25 protein-coding genes are annotated in these 24,460 nt (G+C 71.8%); 13 read left to right on the plus strand and 12 right to left on the minus strand.

Annotated features, from left to right (window positions below):
* The first annotated feature begins 23 nt into the window (after positions 1–23).
* The 3 genes from AMO33_RS08920 (at position 24) to AMO33_RS08930 (ending at position 2,114) form a co-directional block, all read left to right on the plus strand.
* Positions 24–647 carry a TetR/AcrR family transcriptional regulator gene (locus AMO33_RS08920; RefSeq protein WP_011208795.1) on the plus strand — a complete coding sequence of 208 codons (624 nt, stop codon included), beginning with the start codon at positions 24–26 and terminating at the stop codon, positions 645–647.
* Positions 648–720: 73 nt separating this feature from the next.
* Positions 721–1,056: an EthD family reductase gene (locus AMO33_RS08925; protein WP_060591920.1), complete on the plus strand. Its 336-nt coding sequence runs from the start codon at positions 721–723 to the stop codon at positions 1,054–1,056.
* Positions 1,053–2,114, plus strand: a complete 1,062-nt coding sequence (locus AMO33_RS08930; protein WP_060591922.1) for an MBL fold metallo-hydrolase — start codon at positions 1,053–1,055, stop codon at positions 2,112–2,114. The genes AMO33_RS08925 and AMO33_RS08930 overlap by 4 nt, the downstream gene beginning before the upstream one ends.
* Here the strand turns inward: AMO33_RS08930 and AMO33_RS08935 are convergent.
* The 5 genes from AMO33_RS08935 to AMO33_RS08955 are packed head-to-tail and all read right to left on the minus strand — an operon-like array spanning position 2,063 to position 7,592.
* On the minus strand, positions 2,063–2,836 hold the full coding sequence (locus AMO33_RS08935) for an SDR family NAD(P)-dependent oxidoreductase (protein ID WP_060591924.1): 774 nt from the start codon (positions 2,834–2,836) through the stop codon (positions 2,063–2,065). The two genes, AMO33_RS08930 and AMO33_RS08935, sit on opposite strands and share 52 nt — an antisense overlap.
* A gap of 34 nt (positions 2,837–2,870) precedes the next feature.
* Entirely contained in the window at positions 2,871–4,598 is a 1,728-nt protein-coding gene (locus AMO33_RS08940; RefSeq protein ID WP_060591926.1) for an ABC transporter permease, read from the minus strand.
* Entirely contained in the window at positions 4,595–5,746 is a 1,152-nt protein-coding gene (locus AMO33_RS08945; RefSeq protein ID WP_060591929.1) for an ABC transporter ATP-binding protein, read from the minus strand. Before AMO33_RS08945 ends, AMO33_RS08940 begins: the two co-directional genes overlap by 4 nt.
* A gap of 1 nt (position 5,747) precedes the next feature.
* The gene (locus tag AMO33_RS08950; protein WP_011208789.1) at positions 5,748–6,530 is read right to left on the minus strand and encodes an SDR family NAD(P)-dependent oxidoreductase; all 783 of its coding nucleotides are present in this window, start codon (positions 6,528–6,530) and stop codon (positions 5,748–5,750) included.
* 24 nt (positions 6,531–6,554) lie between these two features.
* Positions 6,555–7,592, minus strand: coding sequence for an ABC transporter substrate-binding protein (locus AMO33_RS08955; protein WP_060591931.1), 1,038 nt, complete (start codon positions 7,590–7,592; stop codon positions 6,555–6,557).
* Positions 7,593–7,754: 162 nt separating this feature from the next.
* On the opposite strand from AMO33_RS08955, the gene AMO33_RS08960 reads away from it, so the two are divergent.
* The 4 genes from AMO33_RS08960 (at position 7,755) to AMO33_RS08975 (ending at position 12,968) form a co-directional block, all read left to right on the plus strand.
* Positions 7,755–9,695, plus strand: coding sequence for an oxidoreductase (locus tag AMO33_RS08960; protein ID WP_060591933.1), 1,941 nt, complete (start codon positions 7,755–7,757; stop codon positions 9,693–9,695).
* Between the two features lie 59 nt (positions 9,696–9,754).
* On the plus strand, positions 9,755–11,080 hold the full coding sequence (locus tag AMO33_RS08965) for an FAD-dependent oxidoreductase (protein ID WP_060591935.1): 1,326 nt from the start codon (positions 9,755–9,757) through the stop codon (positions 11,078–11,080).
* 67 nt (positions 11,081–11,147) lie between these two features.
* Positions 11,148–11,846 (plus strand): hypothetical protein, encoded by a 699-nt coding sequence (locus AMO33_RS08970; protein WP_011208785.1) that lies wholly within the window; start codon positions 11,148–11,150, stop codon positions 11,844–11,846.
* A gap of 87 nt (positions 11,847–11,933) precedes the next feature.
* Positions 11,934–12,968 carry an NADP-dependent oxidoreductase gene (locus AMO33_RS08975; RefSeq protein ID WP_060591937.1) on the plus strand — a complete coding sequence of 345 codons (1,035 nt, stop codon included), beginning with the start codon at positions 11,934–11,936 and terminating at the stop codon, positions 12,966–12,968.
* 4 nt (positions 12,969–12,972) lie between these two features.
* Here AMO33_RS08975 and AMO33_RS08980 read toward each other — a convergent pair whose 3' ends face one another.
* Genes AMO33_RS08980 through AMO33_RS08990 form a run of 3 tightly spaced genes read right to left on the minus strand, consistent with a single transcriptional unit; the run spans position 12,973 to position 14,695 of the window.
* Positions 12,973–13,857, minus strand: a complete 885-nt coding sequence (locus tag AMO33_RS08980; RefSeq protein ID WP_060591939.1) for a TIGR01777 family oxidoreductase — start codon at positions 13,855–13,857, stop codon at positions 12,973–12,975.
* 59 nt (positions 13,858–13,916) lie between these two features.
* A complete protein-coding gene (locus tag AMO33_RS08985; protein WP_011208782.1) occupies positions 13,917–14,288 on the minus strand; it encodes a hotdog family protein in 372 nt (123 codons plus the stop codon).
* Positions 14,285–14,695, minus strand: a complete 411-nt coding sequence (locus tag AMO33_RS08990) for a hypothetical protein (RefSeq protein WP_107103118.1) — start codon at positions 14,693–14,695, stop codon at positions 14,285–14,287. The genes AMO33_RS08985 and AMO33_RS08990 overlap by 4 nt, the downstream gene beginning before the upstream one ends.
* A 203-nt stretch (positions 14,696–14,898) precedes the next feature.
* Here AMO33_RS08990 and AMO33_RS08995 point away from each other — a divergent pair, with 203 nt between their 5' ends.
* The 3 genes from AMO33_RS08995 (at position 14,899) to AMO33_RS09005 (ending at position 18,317) form a co-directional block, all read left to right on the plus strand.
* Positions 14,899–16,074, plus strand: coding sequence for a Rieske 2Fe-2S domain-containing protein (locus tag AMO33_RS08995; RefSeq protein WP_041560895.1), 1,176 nt, complete (start codon positions 14,899–14,901; stop codon positions 16,072–16,074).
* Between the two features lie 28 nt (positions 16,075–16,102).
* On the plus strand, positions 16,103–17,281 hold the full coding sequence (locus AMO33_RS09000) for an acyl-CoA dehydrogenase family protein (protein ID WP_011208779.1): 1,179 nt from the start codon (positions 16,103–16,105) through the stop codon (positions 17,279–17,281).
* 184 nt (positions 17,282–17,465) lie between these two features.
* Positions 17,466–18,317: an IclR family transcriptional regulator gene (locus tag AMO33_RS09005; protein ID WP_060593391.1), complete on the plus strand. Its 852-nt coding sequence runs from the start codon at positions 17,466–17,468 to the stop codon at positions 18,315–18,317.
* A 6-nt stretch (positions 18,318–18,323) separates the two neighbouring features.
* On the opposite strand, the gene AMO33_RS09010 is transcribed toward AMO33_RS09005, so the two are convergent.
* Positions 18,324–18,947 (minus strand): PadR family transcriptional regulator, encoded by a 624-nt coding sequence (locus AMO33_RS09010; protein WP_228808311.1) that lies wholly within the window; start codon positions 18,945–18,947, stop codon positions 18,324–18,326.
* Between the two features lie 202 nt (positions 18,948–19,149).
* On the opposite strand from AMO33_RS09010, the gene AMO33_RS09015 reads away from it, so the two are divergent.
* The 3 genes from AMO33_RS09015 to AMO33_RS09025 are packed head-to-tail and all read left to right on the plus strand — an operon-like array spanning position 19,150 to position 21,379.
* A complete protein-coding gene (locus AMO33_RS09015; RefSeq protein ID WP_060591943.1) occupies positions 19,150–20,700 on the plus strand; it encodes an FAD-binding protein in 1,551 nt (516 codons plus the stop codon).
* 27 nt (positions 20,701–20,727) lie between these two features.
* Positions 20,728–21,099 carry a nuclear transport factor 2 family protein gene (locus AMO33_RS09020; RefSeq protein ID WP_011208775.1) on the plus strand — a complete coding sequence of 124 codons (372 nt, stop codon included), beginning with the start codon at positions 20,728–20,730 and terminating at the stop codon, positions 21,097–21,099.
* A 22-nt stretch (positions 21,100–21,121) separates the two neighbouring features.
* Positions 21,122–21,379 (plus strand): hypothetical protein, encoded by a 258-nt coding sequence (locus AMO33_RS09025; protein ID WP_060591944.1) that lies wholly within the window; start codon positions 21,122–21,124, stop codon positions 21,377–21,379.
* Between the two features lie 346 nt (positions 21,380–21,725).
* Here the strand turns inward: AMO33_RS09025 and AMO33_RS09030 are convergent, their stop codons facing one another.
* From AMO33_RS09030 to AMO33_RS09040, 3 genes are all read right to left on the minus strand, one after another.
* Positions 21,726–22,553: a mycofactocin-coupled SDR family oxidoreductase gene (locus AMO33_RS09030; protein ID WP_011208773.1), complete on the minus strand. Its 828-nt coding sequence runs from the start codon at positions 22,551–22,553 to the stop codon at positions 21,726–21,728.
* Between the two features lies 1 nt (position 22,554).
* Positions 22,555–23,346 (minus strand): mycofactocin-coupled SDR family oxidoreductase, encoded by a 792-nt coding sequence (locus tag AMO33_RS09035; RefSeq protein WP_060591946.1) that lies wholly within the window; start codon positions 23,344–23,346, stop codon positions 22,555–22,557.
* 152 nt (positions 23,347–23,498) lie between these two features.
* Entirely contained in the window at positions 23,499–24,344 is an 846-nt protein-coding gene (locus AMO33_RS09040) for a helix-turn-helix domain-containing protein (protein WP_060591948.1), read from the minus strand.
* Positions 24,345–24,460: the final 116 nt, after the last annotated feature.

Raw genomic sequence — 24,460 nt, forward strand, 5'->3', positions numbered from 1 at the left:
CAAGCGCCTGGGGGCATTGGCTGATGACCGTCGACACCGAGAAACGCCGTGAGAGTCCGCGTTCGAAGCGGGCCACCATCCTCGCGGTCGCGATCGAGCAGTTCGGGCGTACCGGCTACGAGCACACCAAGTGGGCCTCGATCGCCGACGAGGTCGGCATCGGCCAGACCGCCCTGTACCACTACTTCGAATCCAAGGCGCACTGCCTGCTCACCATCATGCGGCTCGAACTGGCCGACTCGGTGGCCCGGTTCGACGCCACCACCGCCGAGATCGAGGATCCGGCCGAGGCACTGCGCGCGGCGGTGAGCGGCGCGCTGGCGGCCACCCCGAGCGACGCGTTGCAGCGCCGGATCCTGCAGAACCACATGGATCTGCTGGCCGGGGAACGCCAGTCGGAGAAGGAGGAGGCCGAGCGGCTGCGCTCGCGCGAGCTGGTGCAGGAGATCGAGTCGCGCTGGACCGCGCTGATCGCCCGCGGGATCGAGGCGGGCGTGTTCGTCGACGACGATCCGCGCACGCTCGGCCGGTTGGTGCTGGGCATGATCGTCAGCGTGTGGCGCTGGTATCGCCCGGACGGTCCGCTCACCCTGGACCAGATCATCGAGACCGTGCGCGAGGCGGCGGTCCGCGTCGCCGCGAAGTAACACCGAGGCCGTCCCGCGGGACGGCCTTTCTTCCACCCCGCCAAACAGAACAGAATTCAATTAGGAGACTCCGATGTACAACCTGATCGTGCTGGCGGCCCGCCCCGGCGATTGGACCCACGAGCAGTTCATCGACTGGTGGCGCGGCGAGCACGCCGAGGTGACCTATCCGCTGCCCGGCCTGGTGCGCTGGCAGCACACCGAGATCCTGGACAGCGGCGACGAACGCTCGGCGGGGTGGGACGGCCTGTCCGTCCTGAGTTTCGAGTCCCGGGAGGCGCTCGACGCGGCACTGGCCAGCCCGCAGTGGCGGGCGGCCGTCGAGCACGTGGGCGCGATGCGGGGCCGCCGGATGATCTGGTTCGGGGAGGAGCGCACGATGGTGCCCCTGGCCGGTGGCCCCGCATGAGCGGCGAGTGGACCGAACCCGGTTGCCACCCCGTCGCCGACGGGGTGCATCGGGTGCCGCTCACCCTCCCGCAGGACGGCCTGCGCGCGGTGAACGTCTATGTGCTGGAGACCGACGCGGGCCTGGCCTTGATCGACGGCGGCTGGCACCGCCCGCACACCCACACCGAACTCGCCGCCGGGTTGGCTCGGATCGGCCGCCGCCCTGCCGAGATCCACGACGTCTTCGTCACCCACATCCACCGCGACCACTACACCTTCGCGCTGGAGCTGCGGCGGCGGTACGGCACCCGCGTCCATCTCGGCGCCGACGAGGCACCCGGGCTGGCCGCGGTGCGGGCGCTGGGCAGCAACGTGCCGGAGAGTTCGCTGCGCGAACTGCGCCGCGCGGGAGCGCCGGAACTGGCCGCCGCCGCGTACGCCGCCACGGCCGCCGAGCCCTTCGATCGTGCCGATTGGGCGGCGCCCGACCACTGGCTGCGGCCCGGACCGTTGCCGCTGGCCGGTCACGACCTGCGTGTGCTGGCCACCCCGGGACACACCAAGGGCCACCTGGTCTTCCACGATCGACGCCGGGGCCTGCTCTACACCGGCGACCATCTGCTGCCCACCATCACGCCCTCGATCGGCTTCGAACTCGGCGAGTGGGACCTGCCCCTCGGCCGCTTTCTCGACTCGCTGCGGGCGTGCGCGGATGCCACGGCGATCATGCTGCCCGCGCACGGCCCGACCGGTGGGAGCGCGGGCGCTCGCGCGGCCGATCTGCTCGCCCACCACGAGCAGCGCTTCACCGAGATCGCTGCGGTGCTGGCCGATCTCGGTCCCGCCACTGGTTTCGCGGTCGCCCGCGGCCTCACCTGGACCAGGCGGGGTCGCCGCTTCACCGAACTGGACACCTTCAACCGCATGATCGCCGTCTGCGAGACCATGGCGCACCTGGACGTGCTCGTGGCCCGCGGCGTGGTCCGCCGCGAGCCACGGGACGGCGTCGAGCTGTTCCGGCCGGTTCAGGCGCAGGTCCACCCGCCGTCGACGTACAGTTCGGCGCCGGTCAGGTAGGTGGCGTCGTCGCCGGCCAGGAAGGCCACCGCGGCGGCGACCTCCTCGGCCCTGCCCAGCCTGCCCATCGGGGTGCCCGCCAGCATCGCCGCGTGCCGCTCGCTGCCCGCGTAGCGCTCCAACAGCTGGGCGGTGCCGATGAAACCGGGATGGATGGAGTTCACCCGCACGCCCCGCCGCGCCCAGTGCAGCGCGGCGTTCTTCGTCATCGTCCGCACCGCGCCCTTGGCGGCCGCGTAGGCCACGCTGTTGCCCATCCCGCCGATGGTGCCCAGGATCGAGCACATGTTCACGATCGAACCACCGCCGCTGCGCTCGACGAGCGCACCGGCGTGCTTCATGCCCAGCCAGGTGCCGAGCTGACCGACCTCGACCACGCGCTGGAACCGGTCCAGCTCCTCGTCCACCACCGTGGCGATGCTGCCGATCGCGCCGTTGTTGACGAGGGCGTCGAGCCCGCCGAAGCGGGCTTCGACAGTCTCGGTCGCCGAGCGCCAGTCCTGTTCGTCGGACACGTCGAGCCGCAGGGCCAGGTGCCGGTCGGGCTCGGTCAGCCCGGCCAGCAGCTCGGCGCAGGCCGCGGTCGTGGCGGCGGTGGCGTCGGTGGCGATCACCACGGCGCCCTCGGCCGCGAGCCTGCGCACGATCTCCACCCCGATCCCGCCACTCGCCCCGGTCACCAGCACGGTCTTGTCCCGGAGTCGGTCCGCTCCCGGTGCCATCGAATTCGCCTTTCCGCCAGGATGTTTTGCCGGATCAGAGCTTGCTGAGCACATTGCGTCCACCCACCGCCATCGCCGCCGCGACACCCACGGTGGTCACCGCGGTCATCAGCAGCGCCATCGCGGCCACCAGCGGGTAGGAGCCGTTCTGCCACAGGTCGAACAGCAGCGTGCCCATCACCTGGGTGGTTGAGGCCCGCACCAGCAGCGAGGCGGCGAACTCGTGGGTCAGCAGGATGAACATCAGAGCCACCGCGCTGAGGATGGTCGGACGCATCAGTGGCAGCATCACCCGGACGGTGGTGACGACCGGGGAGGCGCCGCTGGTCGCCGAGGCCTCGCCGTAGGTGTCGCCGAGCGCGAGCATCGCCGTCATCTGCATGCGGGTGGCGAACGGCAGCATCAGCACCACGTAGACCAGGATGATCACCGTCCTGGTGCCGTAGAGGATCAGCGGCGGCTCGGTGTAGGTGAGCAGGAACCCGACGCCGAAGATCACCGCCGGGATGCCCAGCGGCAGCGAGGTGATCAGGTCGCCGATCATCGCGAGCACGCGGTAGCGCCTGCCGCGGACCAGCAGGGTCGCCATGAGATAGCCGATCGGCACGCAGATCAGCACGGCGCCCAGCGAGGTCGTCACGCTGGTGACCACCGATTCCACGATGGCCGCGTCGGCGGCGAGGGTGCGGAAGTTGTCCAGCGTGAGGATCTCCCAGGACAGCGAGCCCGACCAGTACGGGGTCAGCGCGACGATCACCAGACCCACCAACGGCACGACCAGCGCCAGCAACGCGTAGGCCACCAGGGCGAGCACGGCCAACGGGGAGCTGCCGCCACCGGGCGCGAAGGCCTTGCCGCCGTGGGTGACGAAGCGGGTCTGGTTGCCCAGCAACGCCTTCTGCACCAGGACCAGGGCCAGGCCGAGGATGACCAGCGGGGAGCCCGCGGCCGCCGCGGCGGCGAAATCGGCGGGCGATTCGGAGACCCGGCGGTACATCTCGGTGGTGAGCACCTGGACGCCGTAGTTCTGGCCGAGCAGCAGCGGCCCGGTGAACTGGCCGAGGCCCAGCAGGAAGGCGATGCCGCCGCCGTAGATCAGCGAGGGCCGCAACAGCGGCAGCACCACCCGGAAGAACACGCCGGTGGTCGAGGACCCGCTGATCTGGGCGGCCTCGAGATGCTCGGCGCCGATGTTCTGCATGCCCGCGCTGACGAACAGGTACACGAACGAGGTGAGCCCGAAGCCGGTGAGCACGATGATCCACGGCACGGTGTACACATCCACCGGGCCGCTGTCGGTTCCGCTCCACCACGGCAGCTTGCGCAGCAGCACGTTCAGGTAGCCGGGTCCGGGCGAGAGCAGGAAGGCCCAGCCGACCACGTTCGCGACCGCGGGCAGCACGATCGGCAGGATCGGCACGATGCGCAGGAAACCCAGCCGATCCGGCAACCTGCTCGCCGCGTAGGCCAACAGGGTGCCGAGCACCATCGCGATCACCAGGGAGCCCAGCGCCAGCGCGACCGTCGTGCGGATCGTCTCGCCGATGTCGAAGCGGGTGTACTGGCTGCGATAGCCCTGCCCGCCGTCGTCGAAGGCCAGCGACTGCAACCGGATCATCGGCAGCACGACCAGGTAGGCCAGCACCGCCAGCAGGACCGCATACCCCAGTCGCGGACGCCAGTGCGCGGGCAGCGCGAACGTGCGGCGGTTGCCCGCCGGCTCGGCGGGCGCGGCCTCGGGGCGCACGACGGTGGCGGTCATCGGACCTCCCCCGCGGCGACGGTGGCACGAGCGGCGGCCGGCGCGTCGCCCGGGAACACCCGCAGGCTCGCCGGTGAGAAGCTGACCAGCACGGGCGCGCCGGGTTCGCTGTTGCGCAATGCCGAACCGTGTTCGGCGGCCGGGGCGCGCAGCGCCAGGTCGGCACCGGCGGTCTCGACGGTCACGTCGTAGTGGCGGCCGCCGTATTCGTAGCCGGTGAGCCTGGCGTGCAGCGCCACGTTGCCCAGCGGGACGTCGGCCTCGGTGGCGTGCAACATCAGGTCCTCGGGGCGCAGCCGCGCCACCGCCGCCTCGCCCTCGTCGGCGGCGCCGCGCACCACCGCGTGGGTGAGATCGACGGCGTCGCCGGCTTCGGTCTCCCAGCCGCCGTGTCCGCGGCGCAGCACCAGCCGGTTGCCCATGCCGATGAACGCGGCGACGTACTCCGAGACCGGGTTCTCGAACACCCGCTCGGGGGTGTCGTACTGCTCGATGCGGCCCGCCTTCATGATGGCCAACCGGTCGCCGAGCGCGAACGCCTCGGCCTGGTCGTGGGTGACGAACACCGCCGTGAAACCGAGTTCGCGGTGCAGCCGGTGGATCTGGGTGCGCACCTGATCGCGCAGGCGGGCGTCCAGATTGCTCAGCGGCTCGTCGAACAGCACCAGATCGGGCCGGGCCACCAGACCGCGGGCCACGGCCACGCGCTGCTGCTGACCGCCCGACAACTGCGCCGGGTAGCGGTCGAGCAGCGCGCCGCAGTCGACCATGTCCGCGGCCTGCTCGACCGCGCCGCTCGCCAGCGCCGACTTGAGCTTGCGCACCTTCAACGGGTAGGCGATGTTCTGCCGCACCGTCATGTGCGGCCACAGCGCATAGGACTGGAAGACCATCCCGATGTTGCGCTTGTGCGCGGGGACGTTCAGCCGCGCGGCCGCGTCGAACACCGTGCGGTCCTGGAACGTCATGGTCCCGCCCTGCGGGGTCTCCAGCCCGGCCAGGCAGCGCAGCGTGGTGGTCTTGCCACAGCCGCTGGGGCCGAGCAGCACCAGGAACTCGCCCTCGGCGATCTCCAGATCGAGGTGGTCGACCACCAGGGTGGACCCGTAGGTCTTGGTGAGCCCGGAAACGGTGAATTGCGAAGTCATCTCACGCCTTCTGAGTCTGCAGTCGGGGGGTTCGGACACCGGCGGCGAGGCCGCCGTCGACGAGGATGTCGGCGCCGGTGACGTAGCCGCTGTCGCCACCGGCGAGGAACGCGATCACCGCCGCCACCTCCCGGGGCGAGCCGCGCCGCAGCATCGGGATCGTGCGTACGTACGCCGCCACGTCGTCGTCGGCGAATCCGGGGCCCTCGGTGATGTCGGTCGCGATGCTGCCCGGGCACACCGAGTTCACCCGGATGCCCCGCTCGGCGAGTTCGAGCGCCGCCACCCTGGTCAGTGCGCGCACGCCGAACTTGGCCGCACCGTAGGCGCCGAGTTCCGCGGTGGCCAGCACGCCGCGCACCGATGACACGGTGATCACCGAACCGCCGTCGCTCATCCCGCCCGCCGCCGCGCGCAACGCCAGGAACGTGCCGACCAGGTGCTGGTCCAGCATCCGGCGGAACTGGTCGAGCGAGGTCCGGGCCAACGGCGCCTTGAGCGCGCTGCCCGCGCAGTTCACCAGGACGGTCAGCGGGTTGCCCGCCCACGCCATCTCCGACACGACCGCGTCCCAGTCGGCTTCCAGGGTGACGTCGAGGTGGCGATAGTGCGCGGCCGGACCGAGGCGGCGGGCCCGGTCGCGGCCCGCGGCGTCGTCGACATCGGTCAGATACACCGTGGCGCCCTTGGCGACCAGCAGATCGGCGCTCGCTCCGCCGATCCCGCCCGCGGCGCCGGTCACCAGTGCGTGCACGCCGCGCAACGGCTCGGCGAGTTCGTCCATGAGGTTGCCTCTCCTGTCCGGCGATCAGCTCTGGAAGAGCCGGGCCCACTGCTGGGAGTACTCGCCGACCAGCTGCGGCGACAGATCCGCGGTGTCGGGCATGCTGATGTCCTCGGCGCGGGCCACCGCCCCCGGCACGTCGGGCAGCACCGCGGCGTATCCGGAGTTGAGTGCGGTCTGTCCCGCCCGGGTGACCATGAAGTCGACCAGCACCTGGGCGGCGTTGGGGTGCGGTGCGACGCTCAGGGCGTGGGTGTACCACGGTGTGCCCCAGGGCGATTCGGGCAGCTTCCAATCGACCGGCGCGCCGGCCGCGACCTCGGTGACCAGCGGCTGCACCGACGGGGTGGCGATGATCTCGCCGGAGGTCAGCGCCTGCGCGACGCCCAGTGCGCTCGGGTAGATCCGCGGCTTGAGCGCGGCCAGGCGCTCCCAGTACTCGGGGCCGAAAGCCTGCGCGTAGTGGCGGTACAGGTCCACGTAGGAGGCGATGCCGGTCGGGTTGACGATGCCGATCTTGCCCTGGAAGCGCGGGTCGAGCAGATCGCGCGGCGAGGACAGTCCCTGCGGCACCGCGGTGGTGTTCCAGCCGAGCGCGAACACCGCGGCGCTGGTGAGCGCGAACCGGTTGTTCAGCACGGTGGTGTCGGTGCGGAATTCCGGTGCGCTCAGCGAAGGACCGATGAGCTCGGTGGAGTACCGCCCGGACTCGGCGGCCCCGGCGATCCAGGTCGCGTCGGTGATCATGTGCACGTCGGCGGTGCCGCGGCCGGTGCGGTTCTCGGTCTCCACCCGGGGGTTGAGGTCGGCGTCGGTGCCGCGCACGAATTCCAGATCGATGCCGGGATAGGCCGCCTCGAACTCCTTCTCCAGCACCTGGAGGTTGGCGGGCTTCTGACTCGAATACAGCAGCACCTTGCCCTCCTGCCGCGCGGCGGCGACCACGTCGTCCCAGCTGCCGTCGACGGGCGCGGTGGTGGAGGGCGAGCCGCCGCAGGCCGCGAGCACGGCGACGGTGGCCAGGGTGGCGACGGCGGCAGCCGCCTTTCGGAGCGTCTTCATACGCGATCTGTCTTTCCCGCGAGCCCGGCTCCGGCCCGCCCCCGGAGCGGCGAACCGGACCCAAACTGAACTGATGTCAGTTTGAAACTAGGGTGCGAGACCTGTGGTGTCAATCACTTGCCCGCCACTAGCGTGAATTGAATCCGATTCAAGGAGGCCTCGATGGTTCCCGATCTTTCCAGCCCGCTCCCCCTCGGCGCACTCCGGTTGCGCAACCGTCTCGTCGCCACCGCCCACGGCTCGGGCGCGGTGGCCGCCGGACTCGCCCAGCCGGGTGACGACGACTACTGGCGCCGCTGCGCGGCGGGCGGCGCGGCGATGGTCGTCGCGGGCGGCACGGTCGTCAGTCCGGAGTCGGGCAACCGCACCGGCAACATCACCGAGGCGTGGCGGCCCGAGGCGGTCCCCGGCCTGCGCCGCCGCGCCGCCGCGATCGCCGGGGAAGGCGCGATCGCCTGCTGCCAGCTGGTACACCTCGGCCGCGAGACGCTGGGGGCCGAGCTGTGGGAACACCCGGTGGCGCCCTCGCCGGTGCGTTCCCCGCGCGAGCCGGTGCGCGCCCGCACCCTCACCGAGCCCGAGATCGACCGGCTGGTGGACGACTTCACCGTGAGCGCGCGGCACGCCGCCGACGCCGGCTTCGCCGCGGTGGAACTGCACGCCGCGCACGGCTACCTGCTGGCCCAGTTCCTCTCCCCCGCCACCAATCACCGCGCCGGCGCCGAGACCGCGGCCGGTCGCGCACGCATTCTGCACCGCCTGCACGCCGCCCTGAGCGCCGCCTGCCCCGGCCTCGCGCTCGGAGTGCGGGTCTCGCTCGAGGGCGCGGGCGAGGCCGGGCTGGATCTGGCCGGGCTCGCCGAGCTGCTGCCGCTGCTGGACCGGTTCGACTACGTCAACGTGACCGTCGGCGTGCGCACCACCTACGTCCGCGACATGGCGACCACGGCGCCGCCGCTGCTGTCGGCGCTGCCGGTGCTGCGGGCGGCCACCACCCGGCCGCTGCTCGTCTCGCAGGCCTTCCGTGACCGCGCCGACCTCACCGCCGCCCTCGCCGCCGGCGCCGACCTGGTCGGGATGGCGCGCCCCTTCATCGCCGACCCCGCGATCGCGACGAAGCTGCTGCGCGGCGAGGACCGGCACATCCGGCCGTGCGTGTCCTGCAACGAGGACTGCCGCTCGTTCACCCCGGTCCTGCTCTGCTCGGTCAACCCCGAGCTGGCCCCGCCCGGCGAACCGGCCAGGCCCGCCCGGCCGCTGGTACTAGGCCTGCCGACATTCCCGACCCGCCGCATCGCCGTCGTCGGGGCGGGACCGGCCGGACTCGAGGCCGCCCATCGCCTCGGCCCCCTGGGCGAGGTCACGCTGTTCGAGGCCGACAGCGAGATCGGCGGACAGCTGCGGTCGGCCGCCCGCGCCCCGCACCGTGGCGGGTGGGGCAGGCTGCTGGAGTACTACCGGCGCAACCTCGACGGGGTGCGGCTGCGACTGGGCCACCGGGTGACGGCGGCCGAGTTGACCGCCTTCGACGACGTGGTGCTCGCGGTCGGCGCGAGCGAGACCACCGCCAGGGACGCCGACTGCGCGACAGCGCTGATCACCACGCCCGAACGCGTCCGCCCCGGCGACCACGTCGTGGTCGTCGACGACGGCTTCGGCTGGTGGCTGGGCGTCGGCGCGGTGGAGGCGGCGCTGGCCGCGGGCGCCGGACGCGTGACGCTGCTGGTGCCCGGGCCCGCGGCGGTCGCGGGCATCCCGCCCGAGAGCCGCGTGCAATTGCGGGCGCGGTGGACCGGCAGGCCGGTGCGCATTCTCGTGGAGACGGCCTGCGCCGAGTTCGGCACCGAGGCCGGGCGCACCGTGGTCGTGACGCGAAACCTGCTCTCCGGCGAGGAGACCCGACTGACCTGCGACCGGCTGGCCCGGGTGGGCGAGCGCCGGTCGCACGACTGGACCGAGCTGGCCGCCGCCGCGCCCGGCCGCGGCGTCCAGGTGATCGGCGATGCCCTGGTGCCACGCCGCGTCGCGCATGCCGTGGCCGAGGGCCGCGCCGCCGCGACGGCGATCGCGGCGAGGATTTCTTCCGCCCCGGTATTGAACTGACTTCAATTAAAGTCTACTGTGATCCGCGGCACAGCTTTCGGCAGACAGGAGCACCACGCATGTCGCGGATCGACACCGACGTCCTCGTGATCGGCGCCGGCATGGCCGGACTCACCACGGCGACCAGGGCACTGGACCGCGGCGCGCGGGTGGTCGTCGTGGAGAAGGCCGAGACCGTCGGCGGCTCCGCCCTCTTCGCCGGGTACGCGTGGACGGCGCCCGACCACGCGGTCATGGACCGGGTGAATCCCGGCGGCGACCCCGAGTTGCGCCGCGCGCTGGTCGACGGTTTCGCCGACGGCGTCGACTGGATCCGCGGGCTCGGCGTCGAGGTGGACGAGGCGGTGCCGGTGCTCGGCTACGGGCGCGGCCACCGCTTCGACACCCACCGCTACGTCGAGGAGTGCCGCCGCCGCGTCCGCGCGGCGGGCACGCTGCTCACCGGTACCGAGACGCTCGCGCTGCGTACCCACGACGGCGCGGTCACCGGCGCGGCGGTCCGGCTGCCCGACGGTGCCACCCGGGAGATCGAGGCCGGTGCCACCGTGCTCGCCACCGGCGGCTTCCAGGCCGACCCCGAGCTGGTCCGCGCACACATCCATCCGGCCGCGGCCGCCATGCCGCTGCGGTCGAATCCCACCAGCGCGGGCGACGGGCTGCGACTGGCCGAATCGGTCGGCGCGGCCACCGGCACCCCGGGCTCCGGCTTCTACGGCCACCTGGTCCCCACCGGCGTCGACTTCCGCGACTCCGGCGATTTCGTCGCCCTCTCGCTCTACTACAGCGAACACGCGCTGCTGTTCGACCTGACCAACCGCCGCTTCACCGACGAGACCCGCGGCGACCACCTCACCGCGATGGCGCTGCTGGACCGGCCCGAGGCACGCGGCCTGCTGATCGCCGACGAACGCGTGCACCGCGACTGGGTGCTCGGCAGCTACGTGCGCGGCGCCGTCGCGGTGGACAAGTTCGACCTCACCCGCACCCGCGGCGGTCGCTGCGGACTGGCCGAGGACCTGGACGAACTGGCCTACCTGCCCGCCGAATGGGGCTACGACGGCGCCGAGATCGCCGCCCAGATCCGTGCGGTGAACGCGGCGGGCGCGGCCGTGCGGCCCGGCCGCGCCAACGACCCCGCACCGCTGGACCGCGGCCCCTACTACGTGATCGAGACCCGCCCGGCGCTGACCTTCCCGTTCCACGGCATCCGCATCGACGCCACCGGCCGGGTGCGCGCGGCGACCGGCGGCCTCGTGCCCGGCCTGTTCGCCGTGGGTTCCGACATCGGCGGCCTCTACGACCACGCCTACGCGGGCGGTATCGCGCCCGCCCTGGTCTTCGGCCTGGCGGCCGCCGACGCCGCGGTGCCCGCCGCGGTCGCCTGACCGACCGAACCTCCTGTCCCGGACCACTTTCCGGTGGTTCGTCCCTGCAACGATGAGGAAATCCCAGATGAAGTACCGCAAGTCCGTCGCCGCACTCGCGCTCGCCCTCGCCGCGGGCACGGCAGGCGCCGCCACCGCGACGGCCGCCCCCTCCCTGGACGTCGACCTGGCCCCCGGCGTGAACTACCGCGCCTACCAGGACGGCGCCGCCGCCGTCATCAGCATCGATTCCGGCTCGCTGATCGTGGAGAACGGCAAGTTCCAGATCCGCTCCGCCGACGGCCAGGTCGTGGCCGGAGTGCCGCTGGAATTCAACTACGACGACATCGCCTTCCCCATCGACGCCGAGATCGAGGGCAACACCGCCCGGCTCACCCCGGTCCTGGACATGGACCGCGCCCGCTACAACCCGGTCGCCCTGCCGTTCGAGGACAGCGCCCCCTGGAAGACCCCGTACGAGCGCGAAGTCGCCGCGTGGACGCGGATGACCTCCACCGTCTCCATGGCCGCGACGGTCGGTGCCGTCGTCGGCGCCGTCGGCGCCGGTGCGATCGGCTGCCTGCTCGGCGGGGTCGCCGGCACCGCGCTCACCGGCCCGCTGGCCACCCTGTTCGGCGCGGGCCCGCTGGCGGGATGCCTGATCGGCGCCGGTGCGCTGGCGCCGATCGGCGCGCTGGTCGGCTCCATCGGCGTCACCGGTCCCGTCGCCATCGCCGCCTTCATCCAGTACCAGAGCACCATCACCGCACCCTTCCCCGCGAAGTGACGCCGTAGCGCTGTGCCCTCGCGTCCGACGCGGGGGCACAGCCGCTGCCGAACGGCGTGACCGGCTCGACCATCCGGAGGTCCATTCGTGCCCGACATCAACCGCCGGCTCGTCCTCGCCCGGCGTCCCCAGGGCCGGGTGCGGCCCACCGACCTCGAACTGCGCACCGTCGCGCTGCCCGAACCCGGACCCGGGCAGGCCCTGGTCCGCAACACGTGGCTGTCGATCGATCCCTCCGTGCGGATCCGCTTCGCCGCCACCACACCGCGCGGCTATCTGCCGCCGCTGCGCGAGGGCGAACCGCTGGCCGGCCTGGCGCTCGGCGAGGTGGTGGCCTCCCGCCACCCCGGGTTCGCCGTCGGCGATCTCGTCTCACACACCCTCGGTTACCGCGACTACGCGGTGGTCGGCGCGGACAGCGCCACCATCGGCGGCTACGGGGCGCCGACCAGGATCGACACCGACGGCCTCCCACCGCAGTGGTTCCTCGGCCCGCTCGGCAGCGCCGGGCTCACCGCCTACGTCGGACTGACCGCGATTCTCGAACTACGACCCGCCGACACCCTGTGGGTCTCCGCGGCCGCGGGCGCGGTCGGCGGTCTGGCCGCGCAGCTAGCCCGGCTGCGCGGCGCCACCGTGATCGGTTCGGCCGGCGGCCCGGCGAAGGTGGCGTTCCTGCGCGACGAGCTCGGCATCGCCGCCTTCGACTACCGCGCGTGCCCGCCCGCCGCCGCGCTGGCCGAACTCGCGCCCGCGGGCCTCGACGCCTACTTCGACAACGTCGGCGGCGAGCACCTCACCGCGGCGTTGGACGCGATGCGCGCCGAGGGCCGGATCGCGCTGTGCGGGGCGGTCGCCGAGTACGACGGCGCGGGGGCGGCCGGGCCGGGCAACCTGTTCCAGATGGTGTCCAAGCAGCTGCGAATGCGCGGCTTCCGGGCCGGTTCGTTCACCGACCTCGAACCGGCCATGCGCGCCGAGGTCGCCGCCCACCTGCGCGCGGGCAGGCTGGTACACCGGGAGACGGTGTTCGACGGGCTGGAGCGGGCCGCCGACGCGCTGTGCGCGATGCTGGCGGGCGAGACCGTCGGCAAGACACTGTGCCGACTGATCCCCGCGTGAGGGCTCACCGCCCCAGGGCCCACCCCAGCGCCGCGGCCAGCGTCTCGTGCTGGAAGTCGAAGCCGATGCTCTCGAGCACCTTCGGCCGCATCTTGTGCCCGTGCAGCAGTTCCGCTCCGGCTTCGCCGCCGATCAGTTTCAGCACCGCGCCGGGCAGGACCAGCACGGCGGGGCGGCCCAGCGCCGCGCCGAACGCCTTGGCGAACCGGGCGTTCGTCACCGCTTCGGGGGCGACGAGGTTGACCGGGCCGCTGACGTCGGCGGTCATCAGGGTGGTCACCGCGGCGAGCCAGTCGGGCAGGGAGATCCACGGCATGTACTGGCGGCCGGAGCCGAAGCGGCCGCCGAGGCCGAGCTTGAAGATCGGCGACAGCTTGGCGATGACGTCGGAGTCCGTGGCGAGGACGTTGGAGGTGCGCAGCAGCACGACCCGCGTGCCCGCGGCGCGCGCCGGTTCGGTGGCGGCCTCCCAGTCGCGGCACATGGTGCCGAGGAAATCGCCTGCGGGCGGATCGGATTCGACGACGTCACGCTCACCGGTGTCGCCGTAGTACCCCGCGGCCGAGGCGTTGAGCAGCACCGGCACGCCCGCGGCCGCGACGGCGCCTGCGAAGATCCGGGTGGTGCCGATGCGGCTGTCCCGCAGCAGAGCGCGGTATTCGGGCGTCCAGCGCGCGCCGGCGATCGCGGCACCGCAGAGGTTGACGGCGACATCGGCGCCGGACAGGACCGCGGGGTCGAGCCGGCCGGTGTCCGGCTCCCAGCGGACCTCGCCGGGGGCCGCCGGTTCGCGACGGACCAGGCGGACGACATCGTGACCGTCGGCGCGGAGCCGGGTCGTCAGGTGATTGCCCAAGAAGCCGGATGATCCGACCATGACGATGCGCATGCCCGCAATTGTGCACCAAGACATTTCGGGCACGCCGGGTGACGTCCCCCGGGCCGCGCTCAGCGGGCCGCGAAGCTCGCCCAGGCCCTGATAACCACCTCGCCCTCCTGGTCGAGACCGGTCAGCGCGACGTCGACGCGGTCCTCGCCGTCCTCGACGTAGCGCTGCACGACGTACCCGGAGCAGGTGAGGGTGTCACCGGGCCACAGCGCGCGGGTGCAGCGGGTGCGGAAGCGGCGCACGGTGTCGGCGCCCAGCCAGCCGGTGGCGAAGGAGGCCAGCAATCCGGCCGCGAGCGGCGCGGCGGCCACCGTGAACTCCTCGGTGGCGACCCGGGATTCGAGCATGCCGGGGTGCCGGGCGGCGGCGCGGTGGCCGAGGAAATCGGACTCGGTGAGCGGGCCGAACGACACCGGCGCGGGGGCGGTCACGACGGCTCTCCGGTCGGCCGGGCGCCGCGCAGCCAGGATTCGGCGACCAGCCTGCCGGTGCGGTCGAAGTACCTGGTCAGCAGTTCGACGACGGTGACGAGTTCGCCGTGCGCGTCGGGGAGCCGGTGCACGCGCTCCACCCGTGACTGCGCCCGCAGGCGCTCACCCGCGCGGGGCGGCGGACCGAAGAAGCGGTGGTCCTGCTCGAGCGGGATGCCCGGCCAGTGCTGGGGCTCGGCGTACTCGCGCGCCGGTCCGAGGCCCGCGGGCAGGAAGGTCGGCGGCACCACCGGACGCTCCGGGTCGACGGCCGTGCCGGTGACGGCGGCGAACGCGTGCACGGCGGTCGCCTCCGGATGCAGGTCCACCGGTGCGCTGTGCGTCCCGGCCGTCGCGACGTGCGCCATCGCCACCATCCCTTCGCTCGTGGATGCGACCCACGGTAGGTGTGCTCGCGCGCCGTGACGCACACCCCTCCCGCTGATCGGGAAGCCCCGCGCACCCGGCGGAAAACCTGTCCGCTGACCGGGACAGCGGAGTACGCACCGACACCGCCCGGGGACCACCATCGGCATCCATCAGCACAATCCGGTGGAACATGGAGGTTTCGATGCCGGGTCACTCCCCGAACGGCCGCACAGCCCACGAAGCGGACGAAATCAGGCAGATCGAGGCCGCGCCCGCGCCGACCCGGTTCGCCCGTGGCTGGCACTGCCTCGGCCTGCTGAAGTCCTTCCAGGACGGCAAGCCGCACGAGATCAAGGCGTTCGGCACCACGCTGGTGGTCTTCCAGTCCGAGACCGACGGCGCACTGCACGTGCTCGACGCCTACTGCAGGCACATGGGCGGCAACCTCGCCGACGGCACCATCAAGGGCGACTCGATCGCCTGCCCCTTCCACGACTGGCGCTGGGGCGGCAACGGCCGCTGCACCGGTATCCCCTACGCCCGCCGGGTGCCGCCGCTGGCCAGGACCCGCTCCTGGCCCACGCTCGAGCGCAACGGCCAGCTCTACATCTGGCACGACCCGCAGGGCAGCAAGCCCACCGACGAGGTGACCATCCCCGAGATCGAGGGCTACGGCACCCCGGAATGGACGGACTGGACCTGGAATTCGATGCTGATCGAGGGCTCGCACTGTCGCGAGATCGTCGACAACGTCGTGGACATGGCGCACTTCTTCTACGTGCACTACGCCTTCCCGCGCTACTTCAAGAACGTCTTCGAAGGCCACGTCGCCACGCAGTACATGCGCTCGACGCCGCGCCACGACGTCGAGGTGGGCACCAACTACGACGACCCGAACTCCACCCTGCGCTCGGACGCCTCCTACTTCGGCCCGTCCTACATGATCGACTGGCTCTGGAGCGAGGCGAACGGCATGACGATCGAGACCGTGCTGATCAACTGCCACTACCCGGTGACCGAGAACTCCTTCGTGCTCCAGTACGGCGCGATGGTGAAGAAGCCGCAGGGCATGTCCGACGAGGACGCCGACGCGATGGCCGCGCAGTTCGCCCGCGGCGTGGAGGTGGGCTTCGAGCAGGACGTGGCGATCTGGAAGAACAAGGCGCCCATCGACAATCCGCTGCTGTCGGAGGAGGACGGGCCGGTCTACCAGTTGCGCCGCTGGTACAAGCAGTTCTACGTCGACGTCGAGGACATCACCGAGGACATGACCAAGCGCTTCGAGTTCGAGATCGACACCGAGCGCGCGGTGGCGAGCTGGGAAGCCGAGGTCGCCGACAACATCGCCCGGGGCGCCGTCCTGGACACCACCCGCTGAACCCTCCGACGACAGGAACGACACCCCGATGACCAAGGTTCTCGACAACATCGCCGCCATCGCCGACCGGCTGCGCGAGCAGTCCCCGGAGGCCGAGCGCCTGGGCCGGCTGCCCGACGACACCGCCAAGCTGCTCAAGTCGGCCGGTCCGATCCGCCTGCTCCAGCCGAAGAAGTACGGCGGGTTCGAGGCGCACCCGCGGGAATTCGCCGAGACGGTGATGGCCGCGGCCGCGCTCGACCCGGCCACCGGCTGGATCTGCGGCATCGTCGGCGTGCACCCGTGGCAGCTGGCCTTCGCCGATCCGAAGGTGCAGGAGGAGGTGTGGGGCGCCGACAACGACACGTGGATGGCCTCGCCGTACGCCCCCACCGGCATCGCGCGCCCGGTGGAGGGCGGCTATATCTTCAACGGCCGCTGGCAGTTCAGCTCGGGCACCGACCACTGCGACTGGATCTTCCTGGGCGCCATGCTCGGTGATCCGGAGGGCAACATCGCCACCCCGCCGACCATGCTGCACATGATCCTGCCGCGCAGCGACTACGAGATCGTCGAGGACTCGTGGAACGTGGTGGGACTCAAGGGCACCGGGTCCAAGGACATCATCGTCAAGGACGCCTTCGTGCCGTCGTACCGGGTGATGAACGGCGATCACGTGATCGACGGCACGGCGCAGCGGCAGTACGGCGTCACCGAGACGCTCTACAAGATGCCGTGGTCCAACATGTTCCCGCTCGGCATCACCTCCGCGGTGATCGGCATCGCCGAGGGTGCGCTGGCCGCACATCTGGACTACCAGCGCGACCGGGTGGGCGCGCAGGGCACCGCGATCAAGGACGACCCCTATGTCCTGTTCGCGGTCGGTGAGGCCGCGGCCGACATCAACGCCGCGCGCCAGGAACTGCTGGCCAACGTCGACCGGATGTGGGATCTGGTCGACGCGGGCAAGGAGGTGTCCTTCGCCGACCGGGCCGCGGGCCGGCGCACGCAGGTGCGGGCGGCCTGGCGGGCGGTGATGGCGGTGGACCAGATCTTCGCCCGCTCCGGCGGCAACGCGCTGCGCATGGACAAGCCGCTCCAGCGGTTCTGGCGGGATGCCCACGCCGGCCTCAACCACGCGATTCACGTGCCGAGCACCGTCTACCACGCCTCGGCGTTGAGCTCGCTGGGCATCGAGCCGCCCCAGCACCTGCGCTCGATGATCTGACCGAGTAGTTTCATCCCGAGACCCCGGGTCGCGCCGAAACGGCGCAACCCGGGGTCTTTTTGTGATTTTCGTCACGCTTCTTCGATTCTGTGACAGTTACCACATGAAACATGGTACGAATAGTCATATGCCTAATAGGACTATTGCGTTGGGCATCAGCTCGCAGACCCGCAGGGAGGGCCCCATGAACCACCAGGCCGACACCACCGCCCCCAGTGCCGTGCTCGATCGCGTCTCGCTCGTGCTCGACGCCTTCGACGGGCCGGGCAGGCTCACCCTCGCCCAGATCGTGCGGCGCACCGGACTACCCCGGTCCTCGGCGCACCGGATGCTGGACCGGCTGGTCCAGCTGCGCTGGCTGCGCCGCGAGGGTCGCGACTACGTCCTCGGCATCCGCCTGGTCGAACTGGGGTCGCTGGCCGTGCACCAGGACCGGCTGCACCGCGCGGCCATGCCGTATCTGCACGAGCTCCATCGCGCGACCGGGTTCCTCGTGCATCTGGCCGTACTCGACGGACCCGACGTGGTGTACCTGGAGAAGATCGGCGGCCGCCTCTCCGCGGCCGTACCCACCCGCATCGGCGGGCGCAGACCCGCGCACTGTACGGGCGTCGGCAAGGCGCTGCTGGCGTACTCGGGCGAGGATCGGCTGGCGGCGCTCGGCACCGATCAGCTCAGCCGCAGCACCAAGTACTCCATCGCCAGCACCGCCCGGCTGCGCAGCGAACTCGACAAGATCCGCTCCTACGGCATCGCGCACGAACGCGAGGAGTCGCTGCCCGGCTTCGGCTGCGTGGCCGCGCCGATCGGTGAGGTCGGCGAGGCCGTCGCCGCGGTGTCGGTGTGCGGACCGGTGGACCGGCTGGCCTTCGACCACCGGCTCACCGCGCCGGTGCGCACCACCGCCCTGGCGATCTGGCGCAATCTCGACGACGGCATGTCACGGGTGCATCCGACGCTGCAGCAGGCGCGGCCACTGCCCGGCGGGGTGGCGCGCGCCGCGATGCCGTCTGCGCGTCCGCTCGAATACGCCTGACCGGCGTCAGCCCCGTCCGGGCCGCTCGTCCTGTTCCTTGACACGCTGCTCGACCTCGCGCCAGCGGCCCGGGGTCGGGCTGGCGTAGCGGCGGCGCTCGTCGTGCTCGGCGCCGCGCAGCACCGCGTCGGCGGCGTCGATGCGGTCGATCAGGTCCAGGGCGAGCTCGCGCTGGGTGGCCCAGTACCGCTCGGCCCACTCCAGCACGATCTGCGAATACGCCCAGCCCGCCTCCATCTTCGCGGCCTCGGCGTCGACGGCGGCGCGCTTCTCGATGGCGTCCACGTAATCGATGTGCTCCCGCAGAATCTCCTTCAGCCGCTCCGGGGAGCTGAGATGGCCGAACATGATCCGCAGCATCACGTGGTTCTTGAGCACCGGCTGATCGACCGGGGTGGTGTTGTGCCAGGCCGTGACGGCCTCGCGCCCGGCGTCGGTGATCCGGTAGAGCCGCCGCCCGCGCATCGCGTTGTCGGCGTCCACGCGGGAGGTGGCCAGTCCGTGCTGCTCGAGCTTCTTCAGCTCCGAGTAGATCTGGCTGTGCGAGGGGCTCCAGTAGAAGTACCGCAGGCTCCAGTCCGCCCACTTCTTCAGGTCGTAGCCGGAGATCTCCTCCTCGTAGGAGAGCATGGCGAGCACGGCCCAACTGGTCGGGGGGAGGTTGACCAAGGCTGGTTCCGGTTCGCTCGTCGGCACCGGGAAATGCTAGCAATCAGGCAATTCACCCGTCCGAGCCCAGCCACTCACCGGGATACGGCACCCGTCCCGGTGACCGGGACGAACCGCCCCGCCGGGGGCCGTACCCGGCTTAGCGTCGCGGTCGAGCATTCGCATGGGAGGACACACAGTGGTGGACTGGAACGACGAGGTCGACGTGGTGGTCGCGGGTTCGGGCGGCGGCCTGGCCGGTGCCTATACCGCGGCCCGTGAGGGATTGTCGGTGGCGGTCGTCGAGGCGACCGACAAGTTCGGCGGCACGACCGCCTACAGCGGTGGCGGCGGCGTGTGGTTCCCGTGCAACCCGGTGCTGCGCAGGGCGGGCACCGACGACACGATCGAGGACGCGCTCACCTACTACCACGCGGTGGTGGGCGACCGCACACCCCGCGAACTGCAGGAAACGTATGTCCGCCGGGGCGCCGACCTCATCGAGTACCTCGAGCAGGACGAGCATTTCGACTTCCAGATGCTGCCCTGGCCGGACTACTTCGGCAAGGCGCCCAAGGCGCGGCTGGACGGGCAGCGCCACATCATGCCCACGCCGCTGCCCGCCGCGGCGCTGGGCGAACTGCGCGAGCAGCTGCGCGGCCCGCTGGACACCGACCGGCTCGGCGCGCCGCTGCCGGATCTGCTGATCGGCGGCCAGGCGCTGATCGGGCGGTTCCTGCTGGCGCTGTCGTCGTTCCCGCACGTGCGGCTCTACCGGGAGACGCCGCTGGTGGAGCTGGTGGTCGAGGACGGTGCGGTGATCGGCGCGATCACCGAACGCGCCGGCGAGCGGTTCGCGATCCGGGCCCGCAAGGGCGTGGTGCTGGCCGCGGGCGGCTTCGAGCAGAACGACGAACTGCGCACGCAGTACGGCGTGCCCGGGCAGGCCCGCGACACGATGGGGCCGTGGGGCAACCTGGGCAAGGCCCATCAAGCGGGTATCGCCGCGGGCGCCGACACCGATCTGATGGACCAGGCGTGGTGGTCGCCGGGCCTGACCCACCCGGACGGACGGTCGGCGTTCGCGCTGTGGTTCACCGGTGGCATCTTCGTCGACCAGCACGGCGAACGGTTCGTCAACGAGTCCGCGCCCTACGACCGGATCGGCCGGGCGATCATCGAGCGGATCGAGTCCGGCGCGATGACGCTGCCCTACTGGATGATCTACGACGACAAAGAGGGCGAGGTGCCCCCGGTCAAGGCCACCAACGTGTCGATGGTGGAGACCGCGAAGTACGTCGAGGCGGGGCTCTGGCACACCGCCGACACCCTGCCCGAACTCGCCGCGAAGATCGGCGTGCCCGCCGACGCCCTCGTCGCCACCGTCGAGCGGTTCAACGGTTTCGCCGCCGAGGGCGTCGACCCCGAGTTCGGCCGCGGCGACGAGGCCTACGACCGCGCCTTCTCCCAGGGCGAATCGCCGCTGGTCGCCATCGACAAGGGCCCCTTCCACGCCGCCGCGTTCGGCCTCTCGGATCTGGGCACCAAGGGCGGCCTGCGCACCGACACCGCCGCCCGGGTGCTCGGCCGCGACGGCACCCCGATCCCCGGCCTGTACGCGGCCGGCAACACCATGGCCGCGGTGAGCGGCACCGTCTATCCCGGCGGTGGCAACCCCATCGGCGCGTCCATGCTCTTCAGCCACCTGGCCGTGCGCGACATCCTCGGCCGCTGACCACCTTTGACCAGTAAGGAGCCACCCATGGCATCCGCAGACGACATCCGTGCCGCGGTCCGCCGCTATCTCGACACCGTCGCCACCGGCACCGCCGCTGAGATCGCCGCCCTCTACGCCGAGGACGCCACGGTCGAGGATCCGGCGGGCACGCCCGCCCACGTCGGCCGCGCCGCCATCGAGAAGTTCTACAGCGCACTCGAATCCACCCGCCGCAGCACCGAACTGCTGACCGTGCGGGTGGCCGGCGACAGCGCCGCCTTCGCCTTCCGCGTGGTCACCGAGACCGGTGACCAGCGCATCACCATCGACCCCATCGACGTCATGACCTTCGACGAGCAGGCCCGCATCACCAGCATGCGCGCCTACTGGTCCCCCGACGACATCACGATGGGCTGAGCACCCCACCGAAGGAGAAGCCATGCATGAGATCCGCTGCGCCACCTGCGCCAACCGCGTCCTCGTCGAGAAGTTCAGCCCGAGCCACACCAGCGTCCAGTGGCTCGACGAGGCCGAAGCCGCCTGCCCGGAGTTCGCCCGGCGGGCGGCGCTGGGCGAATCGAGCAAGTGGATCCCGACCTGCGGGGCGCTGCGCGATTCCATCGACCGGGCGGTGCTGGACGGGGTGTTGTCCACCCGAGAACTGCGCCACGAACCGGTGCCGGGTCGCCTCGGCTGAACCCCGCCGTCGCCTCGGCGGCACCGCACTCCGCGGAGCCGTCGGTGTGTCGGCGGGGTATATCCACCCGCCCGGCGCCGTTCTCGCAACCCGAGACGGGACCGCGCGCACCGCGCCGCTGGTGGTCGCGCCGATCGCCGCGGTGACCGGGCTGCCGGGCCGTCGATCGGCGTGCCGCTGTACATCTACCTCGGCGACCAGGAGTTCTGGCTGCCCGCCGAGGGCGCCTGCACCCGGCATCGGGAACAGTGCGCCCTCGGCGCGGCGTCGGTCCATCGCGGGGTGCCGAAGCACCGCACCGGACGCACGCGGAGCGTGGAGCCGAATACCCGTGTGCGGCGGCGGCTCAGCGCTGGGTGCTGCCCGCGTCGATGGGGAGGGCGACCGCGGTGATGTAGCGGGCCTCGTCGGAGGCCAGGAACAGCGACGCGTTGGCGATGTCGAGCGGATCGACCCAGGGGATCGGCAGCATGTTCATGCTCACCGCGGCTTCGGCGAACTCCGCGCGGGTCGGGTTCTCCCGGTCGGGGCGGAAGACCTTGCGCACCATGTCGTTCTGGATCATCGGCGTGTCCACGTTGGTGGGGTGCACGGAATTGACCCGGACATGGTGCGGCGCGAGCTCTTTCGCCAGCGAACGGGCCAGCCCGACGACGCCGTGTTTGGCGGCGGTGTAGTGCGCCACGCCGACCAGTCCGCGCAGGCCGGCGATGGAACTGGTGAGGATCATGGCACCGCCGCCGCGCTCGATCAGGTGCGGGGTGGCGGCCTTACAGGTCTGCCAGACGCCGGTGAGGTTGACATCCAGCATGGTCTGCCAGGCCTGCTCGCTCAGCTCGAGCGCGGGCGCGCTGGAGGTGATGCCCGCTGTCGCGCAGACGATGTCGAGACCGCCGAGCTCGGCGACCGCCGCGTCGGTGGCCGCGCGCAGGGCCGCGCCGTCACGCACGTCGACGGTCGCCGCGACCACCCGGGCGCCTGTCTTCTCGACCGCGCGCGCCGTCTCGTCCAGATCCGCCCGGGTGGCCGGTGGGATGATCACCGTCTCCACGGGTCCGCACAGGTCGAGGGCGACGATGTCGGCGCCCTCCTGTGCCAGCCGCACCGCCTGGGCCCGACCTATGCCCCGCGCCGCGCCGGTGACCAGCGCGACCTTGCCCGAAACTCGTCCCATCTCACACCTTCTGGGTCAGTCCGGCATCGACGACGAGCTCGGTCCCGGTGACGGTCCTGGCCTCGTCGGATGCGAGAAACAACACGGCATTGGCGACATCGACCGGGTCCACCCAGGGCACCGGCAGCAGGGTGCGCTGGGCCAGCACGGCGGCGGCGTCGTCGATCGTGGGCTGCGCGAGATCGGGGCGCAGCTTGGCGTACACGGTCTCGTTGAGGATCATCGGCGTGGCGACCGAGCCCGGGTGCACGAGATTCACCCGGATGCCCCGCGGGCCGAGTTCGTTGGCCAGGGTGCGGGCCAGACCGACGACGGCGTGCTTGCTGGCCGCGTAATGGGCCGCGTTCGCACCGCCGCGCACACCGTTGGTGGAGCCGACGATCACGATGGCCGCACGCTCGGCCAGGTGCGCCGCGGCGGCTCGGACGGTGTGCCACACACCGGTCAGGTTGACGTCGAGGGTGCGCTGCCAGGCCGCGTCGGTCAGCTCCCAGGAGGGCCCGAGATCGGTGTAGACGCCCGCATTGGCGACAACCACGTCCAGCGTGCCCAGCGCGCGCACGCCCGCGGCGATCGCGGTGTCGAGCGCGGTCTGATCACGGACGTCGGCGACCGCGGTGACACATCGCCGCCCCAGTTCGGTCACCGCCGCGGCGGTGCCGTCGAGGTCGGCGCCCGCGACGTCGAGGGCGATGATGTCGGCGCCCTCCTCGGCCAGCCTGCGGCAGTGCGCGCGGCCCATTCCCCCGGCCGCGCCGGTCACCACCGCGACCTTGTCCTGCATGCGATTCATCGGGTTCTCCCGGTCTGTCGACTGCTCACGCCGTGACGCTAGGGGCGCGCCGGTCCGGGCGGTCCCGGCTCGTCCCGGTGAGTGGACGCCTCCCGCGGGCGTCCCGGCCATCGGGGAGCGGCGGCCGCGGCGGCCCGTCCGTGGCGGTCCGGTCAGTGCGGCCGCGCGCCGAGCAGGTCGAGCGCGAATTCGCCGTATTGCGCGGCGATCTGCTCGGGGGTGGCGGGGCCGCGCTCACGGAACCACTGGGCGATGCCCGTGCACATGGTCGCGATCGCGCGCCCGGCGGCCTTGGGATGCGGAGTGGTGATCAGCCCGGCGGCGCGGCCCGCCTCGATCTCCTCGTCCAGCAGGTGTTGGAGTTCGGTGCGGGAGCGGGCGATGCGGGCGCGGTCGGCGGGCAGCAGACTGCGCATCTCGCTCGCGCCGATGAAGCCGAGTTCCCTGCGGTGACTGTGGAACAGCGCCAGCGCTTCGACGATCAGCCGCACCCGCTCGACCGCGTCGCGCCCCTCGGCCCGGGCGGCGCGCACCCGCCAGTGCAGTTCGCCCATGGTGAGGTCGAGGATGCGCACCAGCAGGTCCTGCTTGTCGCGGTACCGGTGGTAGAGGCCGGGCACGCTGGTGCCCGCGCGATCGGCCAGCGCGCGCACCGTGGTGCCGTGGTAGCCGATGTCGACGAAGGAGGCGATGGCGGCGGTCAGCACCGGGTCGGCGTCGAGCGGACCGAATTCGCGCCACGCGCCGTGCTCGGCGGGCGCAGGCCGGCCCGGCGCGACGGCGGGTGGACCGCCGAGCAGCCGGGCCGGGGACACCCCCAGCGCCTCGGCCAGCCGCGCCAACCGGGCCACCGACAATCCGGTGCGGCCGTTCTCCACGGCGCTGAGGGTGGCCGGGCTGACCTCGATGCGCCGGGCCAGTTCGCGCAACGACAGCCCGGCGGCCCGGCGGGCGGCCCGGATCGCCTCGTGCGGCGGCAGCGTCGGCCGGTCATCCATGTGTTCAGAATATCCGAACACCCGGCGACCTCGGTCGACGGCGTTCGAGGCCGGTCTTCGAGGGCATTTGACACGAAACCGGTACCGGTGGGACTGTTCACTCGGAGCGATCGCTC

It is taken from the genome of Nocardia farcinica, assembly GCF_001182745.1.
Lineage (GTDB): Bacteria > Actinomycetota > Actinomycetes > Mycobacteriales > Mycobacteriaceae > Nocardia > Nocardia farcinica.